We start from the raw sequence: 22,559 nt of genomic DNA, 5'->3' as shown, positions 1-22,559 counted from the left end.
ATCAGCACAGCCTAGACCTACTCGTTGCCATCGACGTGGGGATGGCCCGTCAAGATGAAGGAGCCTCGGATTCGAACGATGCTGCCATTGCAAGGAGGGACGGAACTGCTGCGCACGGAAGTGCTGGGGATGAACCTTGAGAACTTATTGTGCGTACAAAGCGCAGTGCCGTGGAACGCTTTGCGATTGATGACGTGGACTGAGTCGGGGTCAGAGGAGCAAGCCGCACTGCAGCGTGTGGGGAACGCAGTGGGGCCAAGTGTTATTTGATGTGAGTGTAAAGACAGAGCGCGCTGCGCTCTAAGTGCGCTCTGTTCTCACGACCGTCATTGTCTTAAAGGACCAAGAACACTGTTTGGTGCGCTAAGCGTACTTTTCTGTCGCCTAACTTACGCTATGACCTGGTAGGGCCGCATCATGTCGTTTGCTTCGTGTTCGAGGATGTGACAGTGCCAGACGTAGCGGCCAGTGTAGCCGTAGAAGGGGACGATGATCCGGGTGATGCTGTAGGGCGGGCACTGCACCACGTCTTTCCAGCCGAGCTCGTGCGGGTCTGGTAGTGTGCGTGGGCCAGTGGGCAGGATTTTATCGTTGGCCAGATATTCGTATTGGGCTAGGCTTTGGCGGTCGAGGACCTGGAAGCGCACCAGATGTAGATGAATGGGGTGCGCGTCTTCTGTGAGGTTGATGAGTGACCAGACCTCCGTGGTGTCGAGCTTGACGATTTCAGTGACAGGATCAGCCCAGTGCTTGCGATTGAGCAGCATGACCATGGCTTCGCCGGTGTCGCTGTCGAACTGGTTGAGCGTCATCTCGCGTGTGCGGATGGAATCGCCTTCGGGCACGCGTGGCGCAGGACGCAGCGTTGCTGGGAGGCTGCTGGTATCTTCTACTTTGGCGCTGCTGATGCGGAACTGCATGAGCGGGATGCGGTCGCTCATCATCTGAATGTTCTGCCCGCGTGCATTGGTGAAGTCAACGACGATGTCTGTACGTTCTGACGGTGCGATAACGACGCGTGTGCGTTCGACGGGCGCTGCGAGCAGGCCCTGATCTGAGCCGATGACGTGGAAGCTCTGTTCGTTTGAGAAGGTGATGGCGAAGAAGCGCGAGTTGGCGGAGTTGACGATGCGCAGGCGATACTTGCGCGGCTCGACTTCGTGGAAGGGCGTGACCTTTCCGTTGACGAGCATTGCATCGCCGAGATATTCCTGCGCCCATGCGCCTTCGTCGGGTGGATTGGGATAGTAGAGCTGGCCCTGTGGGGTGAAGCTGCGATCGTAGAGGAGCAGTGGCAACTCATATTTACCGGATGGCAGATTGAGTTTGTTTTCTACTTCGTCCCGGATGATGTAGTGGCCCATGAGTCCAGCGAAGATGTTGAAACGCGAATTGCCCATGGCGTGGTCGTGAAACCAGAGCGCGGTAGCGTCCTGCCCGTTGGGATAGTAGTTAAGTCGGTGTTTGCCGGGGCCGAACCAGTCGTCGGGATAGCCGTCGCTGATGGATGGAACGCGCGCGCCGTGGACATGCGTGGAGATGCGCGTTTCGGGAGTATCGTGCAGGTCATGCATATCCATACTCTTGGTATGGATGTTGAGGATGTGTTGCGCGGGAAGGCTGTTGACCCAGTCAATGAGTACGCCTTGATGGCTGCGCACGTCGAAGAGGATAGGCGCAGACGATGTGCCGTTGTAACTCCAAAGTTGTGTCGGCGGAAGGTCACGGTGGAGCTTGTCCGTGATCGCATGTACTGAGACTTTGTAGTACGGTGCGTCTGTCGCGTTGTGCTGTGCGGATGTGCGCGTGCCCTGCGGTGTTTGTAGGATCGGCAGCGGTAGTGGATCGATGAAGGGCGTGAGCTTTGTGGCGTCGATAGTGTGAACGCCGTGAACCACTTCATGCTTCATCTGCATCTGCGTGAGGGCACGCGACGACACCAGCGCACCCGTTGAGAGCGCGGCGGAGTTGAGAAATCGTCTGCGTGTCCAGTTCACAATGCTTACTTCAACTTATTGATCGAGGTAACTTCGCCTGTATCTTCGTTGAGCAATACCTGGCGATGATTCTGCGGCTTCTTCTTGCGGAAGTCGAACATGTTGTTCAGCGAGCCGGAGGTTGCGTCATACGAGCCGCCACCGAGGCGCTTACCGTCAAGGAAGGTGTCTTCGATGAGGTGCATGATGGATGCCTGATCGGTGAGCGTGTGGTCCACGAAGTTGGCCTTGGCCCATGGTGAGATAACGAGCAGAGGAAGCCGTGGCCCGTATCCGCAGCGTCCGTAGGCGTGCTTGGTGTTGGAGTTCACGCCGGGCAGCGCTGTTTCGGGATCGCCGCATTTTCCGGTGCCATCCAGGTTGTCCAGCGGTGTGGCGGAGCCGTAACGCGTGGGGCCTTTGACATGGTCATACCAGCCGTCAGAGTCGTCATACGCAATGATGATGGCCGTGTTCTTCCACTCCGGCAATTGCTGAATAGCATTGATAACGCTGACGACGAACTTCTGTTCATCGAGCGGGCTGCTGTAGCCTGCGTGACCATCCTGATAGGCAGGCGCCTTGATGAAGCTGACGGCGGGGAAGTTGCCGGACTTGATGGCGTCGAAGAAGTCGTGCGAGTCGTACTGGTGGTTGGCCTTGCCGTCTTCCTGCTTGCCGATGGTGGCGAGGCTGGTGGGACGAACGTGATCCGGGTTGGCTGTGGACTTGTAGTACTGGAAGGGCTCGTGGTGCGGCAGATAATCACGCTTGAGCAGTTTGGCTGCGCTGGTGTTGCTGCGGCGGCAGCCAGTGGAGCCGTTGGCGTTCACCGCGGTAAGATCGAAACCGCCCTGAAAGAAGCCCCATGAGATACCGCGCTCATTGAGCATGTCGCCGATGTTACGACCGGTCATGTGGACGAGTGCATCGTTCGTGCTGGCGCATGCATCGCCGAAGGGCAGCGGATCCTCGACCATGGTGAACCCACCACCGCCGTCGGGGATGATGTCGCCACCTGCGTTCTGATCGTTGACGACGCCGTTGGTGGTGCCGGAGATGAGGTTGATGGCGCCGGGGGTGGAGGGGCCAAACTGCACGCCAAAGCTGTTATCACTCATGGCAAAGTGCTGTGCATAGTTCCAATAGGCGGTGACGGTGTTGCCGTCAAAGTAGCCCATAGTGAGGCCGGTGGTGGAGGGGATGCCCTGATGCTCACCGGGAACGCGTGGACCGTCCGGGTGCCCAACGGATTTGGGGAAGAGGTCCATTTTGCCGTGATTGAAGGCAAGCTGCTCGGGTTGATAGCTGTGGCTTTGATCCGCGGTAGCGGCTTGATCGCGACGCAGGCGGAAGGGATTCGCCCTGCCTGCTCCATTGGCTTCATTCAGGAAATTGGGGTTCTTCGTCAGCAGGTCGCCGCTGAGGCCGTTGACCTTCGGCGTGTTTGGAAGAGCTGTGAACTTCGGTTCGTCCGCGGGATTCAGAGCAACGGGATAGGTTGCGAAGTAGTGATCGAAAGAGATGTTTTCTTGAAAGATGATGACGATGTGCTTCAGTGCCTCTTTCGGTTTGACCTCGCCCGCATGCGCAACGGCGGACATGGCGAGCGGCAGAACGAGCGACAGGGCTTCAAGAGGTCGAAATAGTTTCATGAGGTGTTCCTTTAAGGTGGTGGCATAGTGGGGTTGCCAAGCATCACCACCGCTGAACCGTTTTTCAAATGGTTTTAGAGTTCGTCACTAAATCACACCAATTCTTGCAACGATTGGCTCCGCGGGCAACTCTGCGACGCATTGGACTCCGTTCGGCCGCAAAAACATGCCATGCCTTTTATCGAGAAAAGCAATAGCGGATATCGATATTTTCGACTTTCTTCAATTGCAGCCATGTGGGTAGAATCTGCACTGCTTTTGAGACGGGGATTTGGAACGATGGCGCTTCGATCAATTTCATGTGCTTTGTCGCTAATGTGTGCGGCGTCTACGGCAACTGAAAAGGCGATCAACACGCTGAGCCCGGAAGAAAGAAAGCTGATCAAGCATGAAATCTTCCGAGCTGGATGTGAACGAAGTTGTTGTAGCCAAGCCAGGACATCTACGATTTGTTCTTGGTTGTGACGATGCAGGGGAGCTACCTGACTATGCCGTTACTGTGAGCGCGATCTTTGAACCGAGCTTGTGTGGCCACAACCCATGCGCTTGAGGCAAAGAACCAGGTAATAAAAAATGCGGTCCATGGGAGCCGGGTTTTAGGTGAGGCGAGAATAGCGGGAGCCCAAACGAGAATGGCAAATAGGCTCACCATTCCGCCCTCAACCATCGCGGCGAAGCGTGGGACAATCGCGAAGAGGACACCCACACCACAACAAATCTGTCCTGCGCCGGTGAGGTAGGCCAAACCGGTTCTGAAGGGCAGCCACGACGGGATGAGATCAACGGTCTGCTTGGTATAGATGATGTGAGAAAGTCCGATCGGGATCAATGAGATACCGAAGAGTATTGTTGCGAGGCGGATGCCACTTTCACCAGAGACGAAGGTGAAGAGACGCGAAGAGTTTGTTTCGGCAAGCGTGGCGAATAAAACCCAACCTCCTGCGAAAAGAACGGCGATCTCGCCAAAACCTAGCCAAACGGCTTCCATCTTGGGAGCCACGACCAGAGCAGGAACTTTGAGAAGCATCCAGATGAAAAGGTATGGGAAGAGGATGCGGGCCGACCACACGGCAGTGGCTCGGAAGAGCAGGCCAATGCCGCCAAAGAGCATCAGCAGGCCGGATGCGTAAGCAAGAGCAGACCTGCCTGGAAGTGAGTTCGGAACGGGCTGCCAGACAAGGGCAAAGTCTCCATAAATGAGGGCGAGAACGCCAAGGCCCATAAGTCCAAGAGCGAAGGCAGTTACGGCAAGCTGCTGTTGTCGGTTCATCGCACCCCTCGATGTTGCAGCCATTGAAGACTTTGCAAAAGACAAATGCAAGACTTCAATTTCGCTTTTTGAATATGCCCTCTTTGTTTTCGTGGCATGAGGAGGGGCGCGCCAACTGGAATTTCGTTGAATTAGATGATGGTTGATTACCTTGTAGAAACTCATTGAGGAAAGGCTTCGCAAAGCTACTGTTCACGGAGCATACTATCTGCGACCATGTTTCGCCGATCGATCCTGCCGCAACAAATTGCTGCCTCACGGAGAGAGTTCCTGCGCGGTGCCATTGGCTCGCTTTCTGCAAGTACTGTATGCAGCGGCTTTGCTGCTCCTCTATCAGCTGCTGTACAGCCATCACAGAAAACCATCGTTGTGACCTTTGGCGGCGGGGCACGCGACGAAGAGACGTTTGCGGAAGAAGGGCAGGAGAACATTCCTAACCTTCTGCATAGGCTGCTACCCCAGGGCACATTTTTTACTCAGGTACGCAACGGTGGCATCCTTGGGCACTATGTTGCTACGGCAAGCATCGTCACCGGCGTATACGAGCGCTTTAACAACTTCATTGCGCAGCCGCCGCCGAACCCCACTTTGTTTGAGTACTATCGCCGCGCATTGAAGCGGCCGGTTACGGATACGTGGGTGATTGCACCGAGCAATGGCTTTCAGAAGATCGGCGGTAGCAGTAATGCGCGCTTTGGACCACAGTACGGTGCAGGTGTAATTCTTCCCAAGCGGCTTCTCAGTACTGCCATGCAAAACACATCGCCGGGAGCAGACTTACAGCATCTGTTGCAGGATAACTACGAGATGCCGGAGTACCAGGTGTTGTCGACATCGCAGGATCGAGAGCTGCACCTGGAGGCGTTGGAGTCGACGCTGCGCCTTTCTGTAGCGGATTTTGTAAAGCATGCGCAGACGCTCGACAGTGCCGATGAACTCTCGTTATTCATTACGCGCCGGTTGATGGACCAGCAGGCGCCATCGTTGATGATGCTGACGTTGCATGATATGGATGTGGCGCACTCTGGAGCGTATTCGCTTTACATCGATGCTATTCGCCGTGCAGACCGTCTCTGCGCGGAGTTGTGGCAGGCAGTGCAAACGCACCCTGAATATCGCGACCGCACGACTGTGTACATCATGCCGGACTTTGGACGCGATGCGGATGATGATCCATCCGGCAATGGATTTCAGCATCACCGTACCGGCAGCGATATGGCGCGGACAACATGGCTATTGGCGATGGGGCCGCACATTCGGCAGAACGTTGTCGTGGAGCGTCCGATTGAATCGATTGACCTGGTGCCGACGGTTGGATGCCGTCTTGGATTCAGTACGGACACACCGGGACGCTGTATTGAGGAACTGCGATGACGCCTGCGGATCTGCAGCCTGCGAGCTTTGCAACATATCCTGCTCTTGCGCAAGCATTCGCTATTAAGCATCTGGCATTGCTGCGTGAATTGCCGATGAGCGTGTGTCCATCGTTCCTGGTGCAGATCATCGCGTTCGATACTCGCTTTCCTGTGGAACGGGAGACGCTGGAATGGCAATGCGCTTCGCTTGAGTCGATGGAGGCGCAACGTCGTGCGTCATTACTGAATCCTCTGCAAGCTATTGCTTTGCCAGAAGAACTTAAACGAACGAACTGGGTCCGATCACCCGGTGTGTTTGTCGAGCAGCTTACTGCCTCGCTCTGGTCCTCTGGACAGATCAACGCTTTCCATACGGCCTCGAAAGCTCTCTTTGAAGCCATTCCAGAACGGACGGATACGACCGACAGATTGCTGTTGATTGTGCTGGGACAAGGGGCGAATGTCTCTCGGCCGTCACTGATGCGTAAACTTGCGCGACAGGGAATTCGGCTTGAAGGAATTGACGCGGCCAGCGCGAAAACACAGATAATGGCGGAAGTATCCGATCGCGCAAAACGGATGCCTGCATCCTATGCACACTGGTACATGGATGGCGGTACTGCATGGGATGTCCCCGCTTCCTTTGATCCTGTTGTGAGCACGAGCTATGAACAGCTCGCACCACTACGCAGATACGTGTTGGCAAAGATGAAATCGATTTTGCAGAGCGGTCAGTCTGGCGCGGAGCAGATGCGAACACGTCTTTCCGAAATGCCAACGCAAGGTTCCATTAGCGCACGCGTCAATCCTGATCCTGTTCTACAACGCTTCTATACGGAACTGTTCACTGAGGGGTCGGGAACACAGATTTTCAGCACATCGTTTGTACAGTGGGCTGGAAGGGAACTGGCGCGTCGCGCGCAACCCACTACACTGCTGTTACGTTATGGCCCGCGCCAACGGCACCGTGGATTGAACGAGATGGTGGAAGAACCAGATTCTATGACGCCTGATCCAGAGGGTTCACTGGTGGATGCGGAGATGAATGCGTTCTATAACTGGATTGCGATGAAGCGGATTACCGCACCGGGACGCCTCACCACATTGGCGTGGGCTGAGGGGAGTTCGCGTGCAGTGTTGATCAGTGCCGGCACGAAACCGAACACAATCTCCAATCGTCCGCTTACTATCTCGCAGGCACTTCGCGCAAAGTACGTCTGATGCTAGCTCATACTTTGCACGAAGTACCTGCAACCTAAAAGGTTCCGAGCCGTATCTTTACAACTGCGTCAGCACCGCGATGGAAGTTCAAACCGCGGTCCGTTTGGTCGCCGTTCCACAAGCGCATGGGTTTCCATGTGCCATTTTCGTAGCTACCTTCTTCCGCGGAAAGAATCTGCATTCGGATGCCGGGTAACTTACCTTCTGTGTGAAAGGCGACGCTGCTCTCGATCCCTGTTACGAGGAATTCGTCAGGTCCAATCTGTGTCACAAGCGCGCGTCCTTCATGATTTGCCGTACCGGGAACACGCTGTCCGTCGTGTTGCGGAAAGCCAAAGCGAACGGAGGCTTTCCATTTGCCGAAGTCGAGTTCCTTCTCCGGCTGCCCCGGCAGTTCGATCGCAGTTTTCAAGGCACCCTGGAAGTTCAGTAGAGCAATCTCGCGTGCCATAGGATTCAGTAGCGCATAATTCCGCGTGTGTGCTACTGGACCTTCACCTTCTTTGAATGTCCATCCTGTGTCGTCCACGCCAAAGGGTGAGAAGCCTATGGCGCCGTGGCCAAGCGCCAGGAAGAAGTATGGTGCATAATCGTCTCCGTTACCAGTCTCTGGAACCCACAGAGCGTTGTCCGGTCTTGCGTACGTCTCCAACACCTTGCTGTAGAACGCCGGATCAGAAGAGTAGATATCTGGACCAATCGCATCAATGGATGGCGCGAGAGCCTTCCACAATGGAAGCATCCACTGCGTTGGACCGCCGGATGGATATTGAATACCCGGATTGCGCACCTGCCGTTCTGGAAGCTCTGCTATGGGATACGAGAGCCACACATTGCAATACATGGGAATATTGAACTTTGCTTTGCCTGCCGCTGCGATTTCGTTGATGTACTTTGCCTGGTGATAGGCCTGGAAAGTTTCATCAGCTTCTCCGCCAAAGACTTCGCTCCAACTGCCGGACTTCGTATGCAGAGCACGCGTAAGGTCTGCTGGTACAGCACCGGCAAACGCGTGATTGGATGCAGCAGAAAAATCGCGTGGAGATCCGATGATGCCAGACTCATTCTCCACCTGTACAAGAATGACAGTGTGATCGCGCGCATCGATCTCCGCAAGATGGCCCATCAGAGCTTCGAAGGCATTCTTGTCGGCATCAAGATTTGTCTGAGACTGCGCGGAAAGCACGTCGATGAGATCGCCATTGCGGTTTAGCACGCGCGGATACTTCTGCGGATTCGTCTTAATCCATTCCGGCACATAGTGCATGTTGCCGTTCTTCCATGTTCCAAACCAAAGCACGACAAGACGAAGATTGTGCTCGCGGCTGCCTTTCACAAGCTGATCGACCGAAGAGAAATCGAACTGTCCGGGATGTGGTTCAAGCTGTTCCCAATAGATAGGTGCTTCGATGGTGTTGGCATGCATGCGTTGCAGAGCGGGCCACACTTTAGGTAGCGTCGAATTCCATGTGCTGGAGTTGTTAATTTGGGCTCCCAATACAAGGTATGGAGCTCCGTCGACAAACAGTGCATGATGCCCGTTGCGCTCCATCATATGCGGCGACTGCGATGTTTGAGCATGGCCCGCCGAGTTAATGGTGCAACATGTAGCCGCGATTATGAACCGCAGAGTCAAGCGTTGCACGGCAGAGAACTGAATCATCGAGAACTATCCTTTCCATCGGCGGCTATGGTTGTTTATCCACGGTGAGAATGCGGACAATCTTCTGCATCCTCAGGCTGTTTGCGTCCTTGTTTTCCTGGCGATACTTCATCTCAAGCTGTACCTGTGCCACTGCTTCGTCACGGCGTCCCATGCGGCTATACGCACGCGATAGGCGATAGTGTGCGTCGGCAAAATCCGGTTGTAGTGTGATGGCATGTTCCAGTGATGTTGCGCTCTCGTTCCACAGATTGCGCGATTGCTGCAGGACACCCATTTGATACCAGGCGTCTGCAAGCTTGGGATCAGCATGTAGCGCACTTTGCAGTAAACGCTCCGCTGTCTGTGTGTCGCGTATTTCTGTTGGACGTTGAAGAATGGCTGTGGCTGCATAGGTTGCGGCGACAGCGTTTTCAGGATGCTCTTTTGCGAATCCTTCCAGTGCGGTGCACTCATGTAATGACGCTGCCGTTGTATCGGCACAGCTGCGGCCCAGCATGTCCGCGGCTAATGTATCGTTGGGCGAGCGCATCAGCATGGTGTAGAACTCTGGGGCGGCCAAAGAATACATCGCATTGTTGAAATAGGCAGCGCCCAGTGCCAGATGCATTCGTTGGCTCTCGGGGTATTTTTCTGTGCCGTACTTCAGGACTTCGATTGCCGGACCAAAGGTGCGATGCTGCAACAGCTCATTTCCGTAGGCGACGATCATCTGTTCAGACGGATCAAGCCGAGCAGCGCTTTCAAAAGAGCGCGCAGCTTCTTCGTAATCGCCGACTGCTTCGGCTGCTTCGCCAAGCAGTGCCAAGGCTGTAGCAGACTGTTGCAGGCCATCTGCTGAACGCAGTACATCGCGCGCCTCAGATGCGTGATGGCTTTGCAAGAGTGCCAATGCCCAGTCCATTCGCAGTTCCAGCGGCATAGCTTGTCCAGCGGCCGTGAGATTCGTACTCGCTTTGTGGAAGGCTGCGGCTGCATCCGCAGGGCGTTTGCTCAGCATGAATGCCGCAGCCAGGGCTAACTGCACATCGGCTCGATTGGGGCTTTGCAATGCGACCTTTTGAAGCAGTGGCATTGCAGCATCTGCATTACCAGTTTTCACTTCCGCCAGTGCGAGATTGAACGCAATTGCGTCATCCGTTGGACGAAGTGCGTGGGCGTGGCGAAGATACGGAAGGGCATCGTTGATGTTGTCGACTTCAGCAAGCGCCATGCCTGCGGCCGCTTGAAGCTCGAATCGACATGGGTATTTCTTTGCAAGGGCAATAAGATCCAGCTGCGCAGATGCAACGTCGTTGGCATCAAGACTTGCAAGCGCTTTGCGTTCCTTCGCTGCATCTTCCAGCGTCATGGCCTTGGCCGCGCATGATGTTGCGCCGGGATGAGTAACGTTGCTCTTTGTAGAGGAACTCTGCGCAGCAGTCTGCACGCCAGTGAGCGTGAGTGCAATCGAAGTGATGAGTAGGATGCGACGCACGAACCTTCCGAGCAAGAAGAGTTATTTCCTAAGCAGGAAATGCAGCCGGTCTCCCGGCTGCATTCCAGTGTAAGTAGAGCAGACGCTTAGAAGTTGACCTTCGCGGCGAACTGCCAGAATCGCGAGTCAGGATAGAACTGTCCCAGACTGCGGGCTGAGGTAATCTGTCCACCGCCGGTTCCAATATTTGCATCGGGATTACCGTAGGCGGGCGTGTTGAACAGGTTGAAGTAGTCGGCGCGCAGTTGCAGAGAAGTTTCACGCCAGATGGTGAAGTTCTTGAATAGCGAGCCATTGATGCGCTGGTAGCCCGGACCGTACACCGAGTTACGCGGTGATCCGAGGTAGCGTAGGGCGGCAAGTCCACCGATTTGCGAGCCCGCAGGAACGGCCGGAGGGTTGACGAAGGCGCAGGGGTTGTACCAGTGTTTTGGAGTCCGCGTCTGTGTGGGGCAGGTGAACCCTGCCAGATCAGTACGGCTTGCGTCCGGTGATCCGCCTCCCTTAAACGGATCGCTGATAAGGTACGGATGCGTCGTTGCACCGGCTTGCGTGGTAACACTGCTATTCATGCTGAAGGGATTTCCCGTCTGTGCGATGAACGTCAGGCTGTTGGTCCAACCTCCGAACACAAGGTTCATAAAGCCGGGATGGTTGCCGTACTGACGTCCCACTCCATACGGAATGGCATAGGAACCATTGATGGTGAAACGTTGACGAACATCAATCGGAGAGTTGCTGTAATCCGAGCCGATTCCGATCAGGTTCGGGTTGCGATAACCCGCATCGCCGGTGCTGCCTAGCGGTGTGGGTGAGTCATCGAGTGCGTGTGCATAGGTGTAGCTCGCCAGGAAACTAAGACCATTGCTCATGCGCTTATCCAGTTTTGCCTGGATTGAGTTGTAGTTTGAGGAGCCAGCATACGAACTGTATGACGTGCCACCAATCGTCGGGAACGGACGATAGGGAGTTACGTCGACTCCCGGTGCGAGAAGAACTACGGGACCATTCTTGTCGGGGAAGACGATCAAGTGACGTGAGTTCGATCCTACATAGGACACGCTTGCAGCAAGCGTGCGTGACACTGAGTACTCGAATGCAAGGTTGAACTGCTGACTGTACGGCGTCTTCACCTGTGCATCCGAACCGCGAAGAGTCGGATTCGATACGGAGTTCTGCAGCCCCGCATTGATCGCATCCGTGAAGCCTCTCTCCAACGTAATGCCGTTGTTCTGGCAATTCGTCGTGGTACAAGCTCCGTGAAGGGTGGTGGAGTTGTATCCGGACTCAAACTCGAATGGATAATTGAGACCAAGATTTGGGTAGTATCCCGCGCTTTCAAGGCCACCAAAGAAGATGCCGTAACCTGAGCGCATCACGAGTCGATCTGTAACCTTGTAGGCAAAGCCGACACGTGGCGCGAAGTTCGTCTTTTGCGGTTGCACCAGGAAGCGGTTGCCGGTGTATTGAATGCTGATGCGGTTGGCAGCCAGCGTATTCGTGAAGCTGGGCGCTAAGTACGTTCCGGCTTGCGAACTAGGTAAGAGATAGGTGCCGGTACCAGAACTGGCTCCAATACTGTTCGCAATGAAGGCTGCCTGGTGATCATGGCGTTCCAGATAAGGTTGCGCATACTCATAGCGCAGTCCCAGGTTGAGCGTGAAGTTTGGCGTGACCTTCCAGTCATCCTGGAAGTAGAAAGCACGAATCCAGCGAACATCGTCCGTCGTGGCAACATTGGTGACATACGCTGTGTCCATGTTGTCGGTGAGGAAGTCGGCAACTCCTGAGCCACTGTATGCAGTGCCGCCTACAGTAGGTGAGCCTTGTGCTGCTGTAAATTTGCCGGTGAAGTTGTAAGCGCCGCGAGGTTCAATCGGCTGCAGAGTAGAGAAGCGGATGCGCTGAAAGTTAACACCCATACGCATACTGTGGTTTCGAACGATCTTTGTTACGTTGTCCAGGATCTGATAGACGTTCTGGTACTCATTTGTGGCTGCCCAAGTTGGGGAACCGAAATTTGAGATGCCAGTGACAGCGACGTTTGGCAGGCCACCGTTGCCTGCACCTCCAGGAATGCCGCCCAGGCCGATGCCGGCTGCAACGCCGCTCGTAAAGGTGTTCGGGGGATTGAAGCCGAAATTTCCGTAGTTATAACCGAACCGGATTTCATTTACGAAGTTCGGATTAAATATATGCGTTTCACTTGCTGCCAGCGCTTCGGACAGGTTGATGATTGTACCTGTGTCGCCGAAGCCGCCGCCATCAAGTATGTTGCCGAACACGGGAGTACGTGTACCGGGTGTGTTGGAGTAGCTTGTGCGAACAAACGCCTGGTCCTTCTGAGAGGCGTTGTAATCCATACGGATGTCGAATTGCGTGGTGTTATCTACGGCATTCCGGTTGCTGAAGTAGTTGTTGGTAATCAGGCCGTTCACGCTCTGGTTGGGAGCAGGATACATCTTGAGGATGTTCAGAGCGGTCTGGTTGATCTGACCCGGGCAAAGTACGTTGAGCCTGCCATTGCATGAAAGCGGAGTTGCAATGTTGCCAGAGTTGGGCTGTACAAGCTGTACAGGCGTTGCACCGGTCAGGTTTGTATTGAGCAGTTCAGAGAAATCACCCTGCCGCATCAGCGCGGTGGGAACGGTGTAATTTCCGCTCTCGCCAAAGATGATGCGGTTTGCTTCTGCATCGCCAAAGAGGAAGAGCTTGTCCTTGATGATGGGGAAGCCGATCGTTCCGCCGAACTGGTTCTGGCGATACTTGGGAACAACGCGGTTGCCGAACGACGCCCACTCGTGGATATCAAACGCGTCGTTACGGATGTATTCCCATGCCGAACCATGAATGCGATTGGTGCCGGACTTCACTGAAACGTTAACAACTGCACCTGCGGAGTGGCCGTACTCCGCGCTGTAGGAGCCGGTTTGTACCTTGAACTCTGCCAGTGCTTCCGGTGGCGGCTTCACGCTGTAAGAAGCACCGTTGAAGAAGTCCACCACGTTAACGTTGTTATCGACGCCGTCAAGCAGGAAGTTGTTTTGTTCAGAGCGCATGCCGTTGGCGGAGAAGTCGCCCTTGCCGGAACCGCGCGAACCATTGCCCGGTGCAATGCCAGCGGCAAGCTGCGCGATGAAGACGTAGTTGCGGCCATTCAATGGCGTGTCCACGATCGTCTGCGCATCCACTACCTGTCCCGTTGAGCCGTCTTCGGTCTGCAGGAGAGGAGGTTCTGTGGTTACCTGGACTGTTTCCTCGGAACCGATGGCAAGTCCAATGTTCACGCCGGTACGTTCACCTACGTGCAGCTGTATGTTGTCCTGCTGCTTCGTAATGAAGCCGGGGGCAGCCACCTTCACGCTGTAGCGCCCGATCTTCAGAGGCGAAAAGGTATAAATACCTCCCGCGTCGGTCTTATCGGATTCGGTGAAGCCCGTATCCACGTTCGTAATCGTGACTGCGGCATTGGGAACCACGGCGCCCGATGGGTCAGTTACGGTTCCGGTGATTGTGCCCTGATCTACCTGGGCATGGAGGGTGGGAAGCGTGAGGAGGAGTGATGCCAAAAGAACGACCCACATCCATTGCCTGCTTCTGCAATGTGTTTCTGTGTAATCCCTGCTTGCTTTCATGCGAAATTGACCTCAAAACGTTAAGAGGAACAAGAAGTGATGCAGAGCCTCTGAATTCGTATACAAGAGAGTGATTCAGAGCCGCTGAATCCGTATACATCTACGTGGCCAGAGAAACTACCCAGTCAAAAGATAGAGTGTCAAGCAGATTATTTTGAGTCGTCTCAAAGGCTGGATATCCCTCACTGCGCTCCCGTTAGCAGCTTTGCCAGCTACGAAAGCGCGGCACGCCCGAATAGGGAGTGCCGCGGCGGTCTTGCAGTGATGCGTGAGTTATTGTGATTCGCGGTTGTGCGTTACGGTACCGTAGACAGGGTCGTGTACTGAGGTCAGCGTCTCGTTTTTGCTGTCGCCCTCAAGGTCGAACCATGTGATGCGGTTTGCGCCAGAATGGAGCCACGGGCCCGGCGTGTACAGCGTAAATTGCGGGCCAATCGACCAGAAATGCCCCAGGTTGTGCGTCCCGAGCCAAAGCTGTCCTTTGTGAAGTCCGCGTGTGTCGAGGAATGTGTCTGCAGCGTTGTTGACGGACATTGACGTGCGGAAGAAACAGGGGCCAGTGCAGGCACTGGAACGGAACTGTAAATGTGAGAGGTCCTGCATGGGGAGTGAAAACATCTCCCATCCCTTTACTTCCGTGCTACCCAGCAGCACCGTTCCCGTGATTCCGGTTCGTTCCGTCAGGATGGCGTGGGAGTAGTTGATGCGACCAGTGTTCTCTACCAAGATGTCGAGCACCGAGTCATCACGAAGGCCGGAAGGCAGTGTCAGTGTGGATTGATCCAGCCGGCGATCGAGTGTACCGATCTGTTTTCGATTCACGTACACCATTGCGTAGTCGTGCAGGCCGTTAATGATAAGCGTGTTTCCAGCATGTGCAGGTAGCTTGGAGCGATAGAGCACATAGCCGAAGTTTTGATCCAAATCTTCGAAAGTCAACGGTGTTTCAGCATGTACGGGCTTGGGTAGATTTGCCCAGAGTGATGCCGATTCCTTTATCGTTGCAATGGGGAAGACGCGACGTTCTGAGGCTTTCGGTACAGGCATCGGCTTGGTATGCGTTGCAGTCGCAATGGCTTGCTGCAGCAACGCGTACTTGTAGCGCGGTGAACCGGATTCATCCAGTGGAGCGTCGTAGTCGTAGCTGCTCGTGTCTGGATGATAGTCCTTGCCGGTGTGCGAGTCGGCACCATTCATCCATCCAAAACTACTGCCTCCGTGAAACATGTACATGGAGACGGAGTAACCGTGCTCCAACATCCACTGGAATTCCTGCGCCTCCTTGCGGCCGTCTGTTTCGTGATGTTCTTCGCCCCATTTGTCGAACCATCCGGCCCAGTATTCGCCCACCATACGCGGGCCATTGGGACGAAACTTCTCCAGCATGGCTGTTGAAGACTCTGCATTGCCTGAGCCGAAGTTGACGGCAGCCGGAAGATTCGGAAGTGAGCCTTTCGCCAAGTCTGAGGCTTGGTTTGATGTGAAGAGCAGGCCGTCACCAAGACCTGCATGTACCATGTCATCCTTCACCTGATGCAGATAGTTCAGGTCGTCGCCAAAGGCTCCATATTCGTTCTCGACTTGAACGGCGATGATGGGGCCACCGTTCTTCAACAGCAACGGTTTCACCTCTGCGGCCAGCCTCCGGAACCAGCGCTGTACAGCCGCATGATATGCAGGATTGGTGGAGCGCAAGGTAAGAGTGCGATCTTTCAGCAGCCAGGAAGGATAGCCGCCAAGCTCCCATTCGGCACAGACGTACGGCCCAGGCCGCAGGATCACATTCAGACCTTCAGCCTGTGCGTCGCGCATGAATGCTGCAAGGTCATTCTGTCCCTTGAAGTCGTAGACTCCAGGGCGTGGTTCATGCAGGTTCCAGAAGGCATACGTGGTGATGGTGTTCAGTCCCATGGCCTTTGCTTTCTGTAGTCGATCACGCCAGTATTCCCGTGGAATGCGCGGATAATGCATCTCGCCGGAGATGATTTGGTAAGGCTTGTCATCCATTAAAAAATTCCGTCCGGAGACAGAGAAGGTATGGACGGACATATGCTGCGCTGGGGCGTGGCGCGAAGCTGCAGGAAAGAAAGCAAACACAGAAACGACGAAGGCAGACGCGCGAAGAACTGACAGGGCCATGGGAACACCGCAATTTTGAGAATTGTATACGCATTCATGATTGGCGGTCAGACCAATCATGAATGCGTGTATCGGTGAACTCAGATCGTTAAAACCACCAGACGTTGAACCAGACACATGCGATGAGCAGCAGTACTGCAAGCAAGGTCAAGTAAACATTTGTGCGGGAGACAGTGACGATGCTCCATTGCAGACGACCTGCCGCAGCGACGTGTTCTCGTGGACTCAGAAGCCACGCTGCAATTGCAGCGATGGTGAAGGCGTACATTGCAGAATGGAAATTGGCGTTCATGGTGCTTCCGTAGTGCAGCCATTGACGCGATACGGCTACCGAGTGCGCAAACGAAAAGCTGGAGCCCAGAAGAAAGCCAAAGATGGCTCCGCATTCACTTGTTCTGCGAGTCAACATTCCCAGTAGAAACACTGCCCAAAACGGTGCCGCGAACACAGAGAAGATCAACTGGATATGTTCCATGAGATCGCGGAATAGAAAATTCAGGTAGGACGCAGACAAACTCAACAGCATCGCGGCCAGTACTGCGAAGTGTCCCATGCGAAGATAGTGGCGATCATCGCGGTTCCTGCAGAGGGTGGTGCGATAAATGTCTTCCGTCCAGAGTGCAGCGAAAGCGGAGACATTCGAGGCCAGGCTAGACATGAGACTTGCTGCAAGCGCAGTCAAGCCCAAGCCCTGTAACCACGGTGAATACAAAGCCGTCATCATGCGAGGCAGGGTGCGGTCGTATTGCTCTACAGTCTGTGGCAGAACATGCGCCGCTGCAAGCCCCGGAATAACGACCAGCAAGGAAAAGAGCAATTTACCGAAGCCTGCCCATAGTGGAACCTGCCGTGCGTCGGTCTCAGTTCGTGCGGCAAAAGCGCGCTGCATCATCACAAAGTCTGTGCACCAATATCCAAAACCAAGAACGAAACCAAGGCCGGCAACCACACCGAAACCGTCCATGCGTGCCTGCGGCGCAAAGGCTTGCATGCCATGCCACAGATGCAAATTCTGTGACACGTCGGATGGCTCATGAAAGTGCAGAAAGTGGAAGCTGCGCAATGCCAATGGCAGCAGGCCCGCAACGATCACAAAGAACTGAAAGAGTTCGTTGTAGATGGTGGCGCGGATGCCGCCGAGGAAGACATAGACGATCACGATGGATGCACAGCAAAGAATGCCCCACTCAAACGTTATGCCGACGGTGACAGTGAGCACTTGCGCCATCGCGTACAGGCTGATGCCGGACAGCAGAAGCATCATGCATGCGGTGACACACGCGTTCAACAGTCGCATGCGCGGACCGTAACGCACCATCAGGTATTCGGGAACGCTGGTAATGCCGTTGTGCAGATAGACGGGCATCATCCACAGCGCAAGAAAAATCATGCCGGGAATAGCGCCAATCAGGTAGAAGTGAAACGCAAGCGCGCCGTAATGTGCAGCCATGGCGCTGAGACCGACAATCTCAAGTGCGCCGCAATTGGATGCGAGATACGCGATGATGACGATCGGCAACGGTAACGCGTGCGAAGCGTTCAGGTAGTCGGCTGCTGTGGCAAATCGCCTGCGCGATTTCCAGCCGATCAGCATGGTAATGAGACCATATGCCGGAAGAAACCAGACGCCTCGGCCGAACCGGGAAACGCCGCTGATCATGATTTCCGGCGCGATGATTTGCTGGTCCGTTCTTTGCGCCGTGGTGGTGCTGTTGTCTCGCGCACGATCAGTTCTGTTGGTACGGAAAGCTGAATGCCCAGGCTTTCGATATTCGCTTTTGAGAAATCAAGTGCTTCAAGGCAGACCTTTGCAAGTCGTTGACGTGGTGTACGAATGGTCGACAACGGAGGCTGGCAGACGTCGCTGAGAAGAATGTCATCCAGACCGATGACGGAGAGATCGTGTGGTGCTGACAGGCCGTGCCGGTGCAATCCTTGGACAGCTCCAAGAGCGGTCAAATCATTTGCCGTAAGAATTGCGGTGGGAGGCTCTGTGCTGTTCATCAAAGTTGTCACCTCGCGTTCTCCGCCAGAGACGCGGTAGTTGCCGTGACGCATTAATTCGGGATGCAGAGTCACTCCCGCACCACGAATCGCCAGTTTGAAAGCGTTCGCACGAACTTCCGTCGTGTGCGGCCCCTTCATACCGCCGATATAGCCAATTCGGGTGTGTCCAAGCGAAATCAGGTGACGCACAGCCTCAGCGAAACCGAGTTCATAATCAATGGAAACATCGCTGCAGCCCGCGTAAACCGTTCTGCGATCGACCGTGGTTAGGGGAACGCGACGTCGCAGCAATGGTTCGACCGATTTCGTATCGAACTCCGAAGCCATCAGTACCGCGCCGTCCACCTGCCGCATCAGCATCCGGCGGATGGACTTCAGCAGTTTCTCCGGAGTTTGTGCGCTGGTCAGCAGTACTTCGTGGTCAATCTCAACCAGCAGATCCTCAAAGGCTCCGAAGAACTCCGCGAAGAATGGATTCAGCATATCCGGAACGATGAGACCGTAGGTTTTGCTTCGTCCGTACTTCAACGTGGTGGCGCTGGGGTTGGGGATGAACTGGACTTCTTCCAAAACTTTGCGGACGCGTTGAGCGGTGTCTTCGCGGACGATTGTGGAGCCATTGATGACGCGTGAAACCGTTGCACTGGAAACTCCCGCTCGTCGTGCGATCTCGCGCATGTTCATATCGCATCCACTATAACCGGACAAGTCTGAACCTATTTGCCCGTTGTGGCGCGTATCGGGACCATGATAGGTTCTATGCTCGTCTGCACATCGCTATTGCAATTTCTGATCTGCAGGCATTTCAGGGCCGGGTGTCTTCCTTTGAGACTGCGCTTTTTGTGTTGCCTGATGTTGTCGTCATTGCTTGTGGCCAAGTGCCACGCACAGGGAGGATCGTCCAGCGGACCACCAGCTGCGCCTGTCTATGGTGAGGATCACAAGCCGATTACCGAAAGTGGTTTCGTTAAGTCGGGTCCCATTGTTTTTAAAGAAGATGCGTCGGCCGCAGGTCTAACGAGCTGGCACCACACCATGGGCACTCCAGAGAAATCTCTGATCCTGGAAACAACCGGTTCTGGTGTCGCGATGATCGATTATGACCGCGATGGTTGGCTGGATCTCTACTTCGTAAACGGTTCCACCTGGGACGCAGAGAAAGGGAAAGCACGCGCGCCTCATGCGGCGCTGTTCCATAACAATCATGACGGCACCTTCACGGATGTGACGGCAAAAGCTGGTGTTGCGAATGATCGCTGGGGTTTTGGCGCGGCAGTGGGAGATTACGACAATGATGGCTGGCCCGATCTTTACGTCTCGAATTACGGCAAGAACCGGTTGTATCACAACAACCATGACGGTACTTTTACGGATGTTGCAGAGAAGGCCGGTGTGACACTCGGCAATTGGTCCACCGGCGCTACCTTTGGTGACTACGATGGCGACGGACATCTGGACCTTTTCGTGCCCGGCTACGTTCATTTTGATATGAACCATCTGCCGCTGTCGGGCTCTGCGGAAGTGGGATACCTGAACTGCTCGTTCCGCGGAACACACACCATGTGCGGCCCGAAAGGGCTTCGGGGTGAGCCTGATCATCTGTTTCATAACAACGGTGATGGCACATTTACCGACGTAAGTGAAAAAGCGGGAGTCGCAGATAAGAAAGGCAATTACGGTTTCAGTTCCAGCTTTGTGGACATGGACGGCGACGGCAAACAGGATTTGCTTGTTACGGATGACTCTTCGCCAAACTACCTTTATCGCAATAAAGGTGATGGCACATTTGAAGATGTGAGCTTGATCTCCGGCTTCGCGTTGAATCAGCAGGGACGCGATCAAGCCAACATGGGACTGGCGATTGGCGACTATCGCAACAACGGATTGCTGGACCTGTACACGGGCACTTTCTCTGACGATTACAAGCCGCTGTTTCGCAACGAAGGTGATCTGAACTTTTCTGAGATCACACCAGAGATGGGAATTGCGGCGCCGACCTATCCATTCCTGACGTGGGCCACTGGGTTTATCGATTTCGATAACGATGGGTGGAAGGACATCTTTCTGGTGAATGGCCACGTGTATCCGCAGGCTGACCATTCAGATTGGGGAACTTCCTTCAAGCAAAGGCCGCTATTGTTCCACAACACGAATCAGGGAACGAAATTCGTTATGATGCCGCCGGTTATGGGTTCGGGGCTTGCTGAAGTTATTCCGGGCCGCGGGGCCGCGTTTGGCGATCTATTTAACGATGGTCGGATTGATGTGGTGATTAACAACCTGGATCAAGCGCCGTCACTGCTCCGGAATGTTGACGCGAATACGAATCACTGGATCGGGCTACAACTTATTGGCGTAGGGAAGACACCAAAAGATGCCACGGGAACGACGGTGTATCTGGCGGTGGGAGGTCTTCGGCAACGTGGCGATGTGCTAAGCGGCGGAAGTTACGAATCGAATAATGACCCACGCGTTCACTTCGGGCTTGGTAGCGCGAACAGTATTGAAGGTGTGGAGATTCACTGGACAGACGGCAGTATTGAAAAACTCAAGTTGCCCTCAACAGATCGCTTTTACACCATTGAACAGGGGCGCGGAGTGATTGCCGGAATGTACGATACTCCAGCGCCAGGGCATACTGTTTTGAAAAAGTAGGCGGAAGTACAAACGCTATGGCTATGAGACTTCGTCTCCATCCGCAAACCACAGGCCGCCTCCTTCTTGGATTCGGGATGCCGGCTCTGCTTGTGTGCGCTTTACTGCCTATCGGGAAAACGTTTGCGGGACAACAGAACACGAAGGAAAACACCGCGACACCACAGCAGTACACCGCACCGGTCTATGCTCCTGCAACGATTCCTGCTCATGCAGAACTTAATCCAGAGCGGAAGAAGTGGGCTGACATGATTCGCCGTAGCTATGACTTCGGTGTGATATCGGACAATATCTCGCTACCGGGGAATGCGCAGGTGGAAGGCGGCGACTTTATCCAGCCTGGGGCATTTCCCACAGCGCAGTATTGTGGGTACTGCCACAAAGAAGCCTTTGCCGAATGGCGTCAGTCGCTGCACTCCAATTCCTTCCGCACGCCGTTCTATCGCACCAGCGTCAACATCGTGATCAATACGAAAGGTATACAGTTTTCGCGACATTGTGATAGCTGTCACAATCCCATTGCAGTACTTTCCGGTGCGCTAACGAAGAACTCGATGGTGGATCGACGCTTTGATCAGGACGGCGTTACCTGCATGACATGCCACTCCATTGGCAAGGTGCAGTCCACGTTGGGCAATGGCAGTTATGTGATGAATGTGCCCTCCGTCATGACAGACGCACAAGGCAATCGCATACCGGGGCAGGTGCCGTACAAGGAGATTCTGGCACACCCGGATCTTCATGCTGCTGCTGTGATGCGTCCTCTGATGAAGCAGTCGGAGTTCTGTGCTTCGTGCCATAAGGCGAATTTGCCTGACTCGTTGAATGAGTACAAATGGATTCGTGCCTTCACTACGTACGACGAGTGGCAGAACTCCAAGTTTTCAGAGCAGAATCCACTTACCTTTTACAAAGGTAACTATCTTCCTTGTCAGGGCTGCCACATGGAGCGTTTCGATGCTGCTCTTCCCGAGCCAGGAGCCAAGCATGGCAGCTTTCGCATCGTTGGGCCGCCGGAAACACAGCCGTGCCAACGTATTACGGTTTTGATGAGCAGATCGACAAGACCATCGCATTCTTAAAGCGCGGCACCTTTCTCAATGTCGACCTGTTCGGCGTGAAGATCAACGGTAGCAAGAATCTTGTGGCGCCGTTAGGTGAACAAAGCTTCAACGTGAAACCGAATGATGTGGTGGAAGCTTATGTCGTTGTTCAGAACAAGAACATTGGCCACTCACTCATTCCTGAGGTGCGCGATCTTTTTGAATCATGGATGGAGTTTGAAGCTAAAGACGCCTCCACCGGCAAGGTGATTTATCACAGCGGTTATCTCAAGCCAGATGGATCGCTGGACGAATCGGCGCACAGCTTCACGAATCGTCCCGTGAACACCAGTGGTACATTCGTCGACAACCATAAGGTGTGGACGATTCATTCGGTGGCTTACGACAACACGGTTTCGGCTGGCCATTCTGTGCTTGTGCGTTATGAATTCCGTGTGCCAGC

The 22,559-nt window shown here is 54.5% G+C and carries 13 protein-coding genes and 1 pseudogene; 5 read left to right on the top strand and 9 right to left on the bottom strand.

Translation table 11 applies throughout. The annotated features are described in order from the left end of the window. Window positions 1-389: 389 nt before the first annotated feature. The 3 genes from JAO32_RS07095 to JAO32_RS07085 all read right to left on the bottom strand — a co-directional run bounded on the left by JAO32_RS07095 (window position 390) and on the right by JAO32_RS07085 (window position 5,066). Window positions 390-1,997: a multicopper oxidase family protein gene (locus JAO32_RS07095; RefSeq protein WP_334238912.1), complete on the bottom strand. Its 1,608-nt coding sequence runs from the start codon at window positions 1,995-1,997 to the stop codon at window positions 390-392. A 5-nt stretch (window positions 1,998-2,002) separates the two neighbouring features. After that, window positions 2,003-3,631, bottom strand: coding sequence for a phospholipase C (locus tag JAO32_RS07090; protein WP_334238910.1), 1,629 nt, complete (start codon window positions 3,629-3,631; stop codon window positions 2,003-2,005). A 478-nt stretch (window positions 3,632-4,109) separates the two neighbouring features. After that, window positions 4,110-5,066, bottom strand: a complete 957-nt coding sequence (locus JAO32_RS07085) for a DoxX family protein (RefSeq protein ID WP_334238908.1) — start codon at window positions 5,064-5,066, stop codon at window positions 4,110-4,112. Window positions 5,067-5,117: 51 nt separating this feature from the next. Between JAO32_RS07085 and JAO32_RS07080 the strand changes: the two genes are divergently transcribed. Both JAO32_RS07080 and JAO32_RS07075 read left to right on the top strand, forming a co-directional pair. Then, on the top strand, window positions 5,118-6,275 hold the full coding sequence (locus JAO32_RS07080) for a hypothetical protein (protein WP_334238907.1): 1,158 nt from the start codon (window positions 5,118-5,120) through the stop codon (window positions 6,273-6,275). Continuing rightward, the gene (locus JAO32_RS07075; RefSeq protein ID WP_334238906.1) at window positions 6,272-7,477 is read left to right on the top strand and encodes a hypothetical protein; all 1,206 of its coding nucleotides are present in this window, start codon (window positions 6,272-6,274) and stop codon (window positions 7,475-7,477) included. The genes JAO32_RS07080 and JAO32_RS07075 overlap by 4 nt, the downstream gene beginning before the upstream one ends. Before the next feature lie 34 nt (window positions 7,478-7,511). Here the strand turns inward: JAO32_RS07075 and JAO32_RS07070 are convergent, their stop codons facing one another. From JAO32_RS07070 to JAO32_RS07045, 6 genes are all read right to left on the bottom strand, one after another. Beyond that, entirely contained in the window at window positions 7,512-9,032 is a 1,521-nt protein-coding gene (locus tag JAO32_RS07070; protein WP_334238903.1) for a GH35 family beta-galactosidase, read from the bottom strand. A gap of 133 nt (window positions 9,033-9,165) precedes the next feature. Continuing rightward, window positions 9,166-10,617 carry a tetratricopeptide repeat protein gene (locus JAO32_RS07065; protein WP_334238902.1) on the bottom strand — a complete coding sequence of 484 codons (1,452 nt, stop codon included), beginning with the start codon at window positions 10,615-10,617 and terminating at the stop codon, window positions 9,166-9,168. 86 nt (window positions 10,618-10,703) lie between these two features. Further along, complete coding sequence (locus JAO32_RS07060) at window positions 10,704-14,201, bottom strand: TonB-dependent receptor (RefSeq protein WP_334238901.1); 3,498 nt, start codon at window positions 14,199-14,201, stop codon at window positions 10,704-10,706. A 324-nt stretch (window positions 14,202-14,525) separates the two neighbouring features. Beyond that, window positions 14,526-16,259 (bottom strand): glycoside hydrolase family 35 protein, encoded by a 1,734-nt coding sequence (locus JAO32_RS07055; RefSeq protein WP_334238899.1) that lies wholly within the window; start codon window positions 16,257-16,259, stop codon window positions 14,526-14,528. Between the two features lie 220 nt (window positions 16,260-16,479). Beyond that, window positions 16,480-18,051 (bottom strand): sodium:solute symporter family transporter, encoded by a 1,572-nt coding sequence (locus JAO32_RS07050; protein ID WP_334238898.1) that lies wholly within the window; start codon window positions 18,049-18,051, stop codon window positions 16,480-16,482. After that, the gene (locus JAO32_RS07045) at window positions 18,048-19,076 is read right to left on the bottom strand and encodes a LacI family DNA-binding transcriptional regulator (protein ID WP_334238896.1); all 1,029 of its coding nucleotides are present in this window, start codon (window positions 19,074-19,076) and stop codon (window positions 18,048-18,050) included. Before JAO32_RS07045 ends, JAO32_RS07050 begins: the two co-directional genes overlap by 4 nt. 174 nt (window positions 19,077-19,250) lie before the next feature. Between JAO32_RS07045 and JAO32_RS07040 the strand changes: the two genes are divergently transcribed. The 3 genes and pseudogenes from JAO32_RS07040 to JAO32_RS07030 all read left to right on the top strand — a co-directional run. Then, entirely contained in the window at window positions 19,251-21,053 is a 1,803-nt protein-coding gene (locus JAO32_RS07040) for a CRTAC1 family protein (protein ID WP_334238894.1), read from the top strand. Between the two features lie 77 nt (window positions 21,054-21,130). Beyond that, window positions 21,131-22,135: a multiheme c-type cytochrome gene (locus tag JAO32_RS07035; RefSeq protein ID WP_334238892.1), complete on the top strand. Its 1,005-nt coding sequence runs from the start codon at window positions 21,131-21,133 to the stop codon at window positions 22,133-22,135. Further along, window positions 22,081-22,559 (top strand): annotated as a pseudogene (locus JAO32_RS07030) (tetratricopeptide repeat protein); the annotation flags it as partial. The gene JAO32_RS07035 and the pseudogene JAO32_RS07030, both read left to right, overlap by 55 nt.

Source organism: Terriglobus sp. ADX1, assembly GCF_036877645.1.
GTDB lineage: Bacteria > Acidobacteriota > Terriglobia > Terriglobales > Acidobacteriaceae > Terriglobus.
The sequence above is the reverse complement of the archived record's forward strand: the minus strand, read 5'-3'. Positions and strand labels throughout refer to the sequence as shown.